Here is a 2,815-nt window from a genome sequence, read left to right on the forward strand (position 1 = left end):
ATCGCCTCGACCATTACGCTCGACAGCGAGCCAAACATCTCGGGTGAGGCTGTTCCTAGGGTCCAAAGGCCCAAGCCGACGGCGACGCCGATCACAACGACTGTTTTCGCGGAAATTGTTCGGGCCCAATGAGACCCGTGGAATCGGCCGGCTGGGTCAACGCCGCTCCTTCTTCGCACCGTGCCACCGTGTGGTTGGCCCACCACGACAGGCGATCGTGATCGCGACCACCAGCAGCACCGGGATCACCGCGGGGATCAGCACGTCGGAGAGCGTCAACAGCCCCTCGTTTCGCCCGCGGGTCAGGTCCGCACCCAGGGCGGTCATGACGGCGAAGCCAGTGAGCACGACGCCCACGAGCACCCGAGCGCTGACTCTCGTCACCTCACGTCGCCGCTCCGGTTGGGTACCCGAGCCGGCCGGGGCGGTGAGCCAGCTCGCGTCGCGATAGACCAGCCGGGCCGTCGCCACCATCGCGGTCACCGTCGCCGCGGTGAACAGCCACCCGCTCAACGCCAATTGGATGCCCCCGCTGAGCATGTGGCCGCTGGTGCATCCGCCGGCCATCCTGGCACCGAAGAGCACCAGAAACGAACCGCCGAAGCAGCCGATGGCGCGCCTGGCCGGGCTTGGGCCGAACCGGTTACGCCAGGAGGGCGGCACGACCGGACGGAAGGCGGTGAAGCGCCGGCTGATGAACAGTGCGCAGATGAACCCGCCGAAAAAGACGCCGACATCGGTGAACGGCTCCCATCCGATGTTGCTGAACACCGTTGCGCTGTAAGCGAAATGGGGCAAAAACAGGTGCCCGACAAGCCAGGAATACGTCGTGGACTGCCCGAAGATCTGATGCAGGAAGATCGCCAGGACCGTGACTGTGGCGATGGCGAACCCGACGGTGCTGATGGTTCGCGCGTAGAAGTTGGCGCTGGGGACCTCGCGCGACGTCAGGCGCTGATACCAGTTCGGGGCGGTTGACCCCGTCGCGTCGACCGCTCCTTCGGCAAGGTAGTGCGCGGTGTCGCGCATGAGCACCAGATCATGCTCGTCGAGCGGGCAGCGCGCCAGGTGCCGAAAACAACTGTGCGTGCCACCCCGATACCGGGGCAGGAAGTACAGCAGCGTCAAGGCCACTCCTGCGTAGCCGAGGGCCACGACGAACGTCGGCAGCGGACGGATGTGCGCGATGTTGCCGGTGACCACCAGATCCCCGAAGTTGGCCGCGCTGACCAGCCAGCGCCCGGCAGGTGTCTCATAGAGCGCTGTCCACGCTGCCGCGCCCAACAAGCCGCCCGGGATCGCGTACAGCACGTCGCGGCGGCCTTCGCCGAGGGCGATCCACTCGCTGCCGGGGAAATAGCCGCTGATGGCCACGCCCACACCGAAGAGCAATCCCCCCAAGGTCACTCCGTAGACATAGAGCGGCTTGGGGGAGAAATGCATCGCAAACCCCAGCGCGTAGAGGCCGTAGAGCATGAGCGCGCCGACCGCTGTGACGAACGCAAAACAACCGATGAGCAGCCGGTCGACGAGCCTGGCCGCCCGGATGACGGTCTCGGGGTTGCCGATTCCCCACAGGGCCGCGGGAATACCGAACGCGGCGCCGATGAGCAACCCCACCCAAAGCGGAGCGGTCACGTCCACCATGTCGATCCATTGTGCGCCACGTCGGGAACGCAGACGACGCCGGCGTACCGAACCGGGCGGAGCCAGCGGCCGCGAAGGCCAGTCGAGAACGGCTAACGTGGTGGGATGAAACGCCGTCCGGATCTGCTCCAGCGTGGAATGCGCGGGATGCGCAGGCCGCAAGGGGGGATGATCCTGACCGGTTTCGTGGGAGTCAATCTGCTGCTCGACACGGCCATGGGGTGGTGCCCGACGAGCCTGCTGCTGCATCGGACGGGCGTTCCGGCGGCGGCCGAACGCCCATCCGGCGCATAGTTCGGAGCCACTGGTGGGCGTCGCTGTCGCGATGACGCTGAGTGCCACCCGCGTCGCCGCATCGGTGCCGTTGGGGTTTGTGATCGGGTTGTCGCTGGGTGCGCTGGGCGGCGGCGGATCGATCCTGGCGGTACCGGCACTGGTCTACGGCGCGGGCGAGACCCCGCACGCGGCGACAACGACGTCGCTCATCGTGGTTGGGGTATCCGCCATGGTGGGAACGGTGCGCCAGCTGAGAGCCGGGCGGGTGCGACTCGTCTGGGGCCTGACATTCGGGCTCGTCGGCATCGGCGGATCGTTTCTGGGCTCGGCGAGCAGTCGGGCGATACCCGATAACGTGCTGCTCCTGGCCTTCTCGGGCTTGATCGTGGTGGTCGCGTGGCGCTTGCGTGGCCGCCCGGGGGAGACGCCGCGCCGTGCCGAGCAGCACACTGCGGTCGAGATCACTTCCGGGCCGGAACTTCCAGCTCCGGCGAAAACGCCTGACCATGCGCGAACCGCGATGGGCACCGCCGTACGGGTGGTGATCGCCGGAACCGTGGTGGGATTCCTCACCGGGTTTTTCGGTGTGGGCGGCGGTTTCGTCGTCGTTCCCGCTCTGGTCCTGACGCTGGGCTACGAGATGCCGGTCGCGGTCGGCACCTCCCTGCTGGTGATCGCCATCAGCTCGGCCGAAGGGCTGCTGTTTCGACTCTCCGACAGCGACATCGATTGGGCGGTGGCGATTCCGTTCACCGCGGCGGCGATCGTCGGCGTGCTCCTCGGGGACAGGGTCGCCGCCACAGTGCCGGCGGCGCGGCTCACGACGTGGTTCGTCTGGCTGATGCTCGCGGTCGCCCTCTACACGGCAGCCGAATCGGTGCTGGCGTCGGTG

3 protein-coding genes are annotated in these 2,815 nt (G+C 67.3%); 2 read left to right on the plus strand and 1 reads right to left on the minus strand.

All coding sequences use genetic code 11. The features are described from left to right. Nucleotides 1-156: 156 nt before the first annotated feature. Entirely contained in the window at nt 157-1,647 is a 1,491-nt protein-coding gene (locus AC2VOK_RS01890) for a YeeE/YedE thiosulfate transporter family protein (protein WP_428898967.1), read from the minus strand. 105 nt (nt 1,648-1,752) lie between these two features. Between AC2VOK_RS01890 and AC2VOK_RS01895 the strand changes: the two genes are divergently transcribed. Next, nucleotides 1,753-1,941 carry a YgaP-like transmembrane domain gene (locus tag AC2VOK_RS01895; protein WP_428898968.1) on the plus strand — a complete coding sequence of 63 codons (189 nt, stop codon included), beginning with the start codon at nt 1,753-1,755 and terminating at the stop codon, nt 1,939-1,941. Nucleotides 1,942-1,954: 13 nt separating this feature from the next. Next, nucleotides 1,955-2,815, plus strand: an 861-nt coding sequence (locus AC2VOK_RS01900; RefSeq protein WP_428898969.1) for a sulfite exporter TauE/SafE family protein, incomplete at its 3' end; no start/stop codon positions are given.

It is taken from the genome of Mycobacterium sp. TH-M116 (assembly GCF_057473685.1).

Excerpts from the sequence above, each read along its gene's own strand:
- AC2VOK_RS01890 (WP_428898967.1), bottom strand. The coding sequence starts at position 1,647 with ATGGTGGACGTGACCGCTCCGCTTTGGGTGGGGTTGCTCATCGGCGCC.
- AC2VOK_RS01895 (WP_428898968.1), top strand. The coding sequence starts at position 1,753 with ATGAAACGCCGTCCGGATCTGCTCCAGCGTGGAATGCGCGGGATGCGC.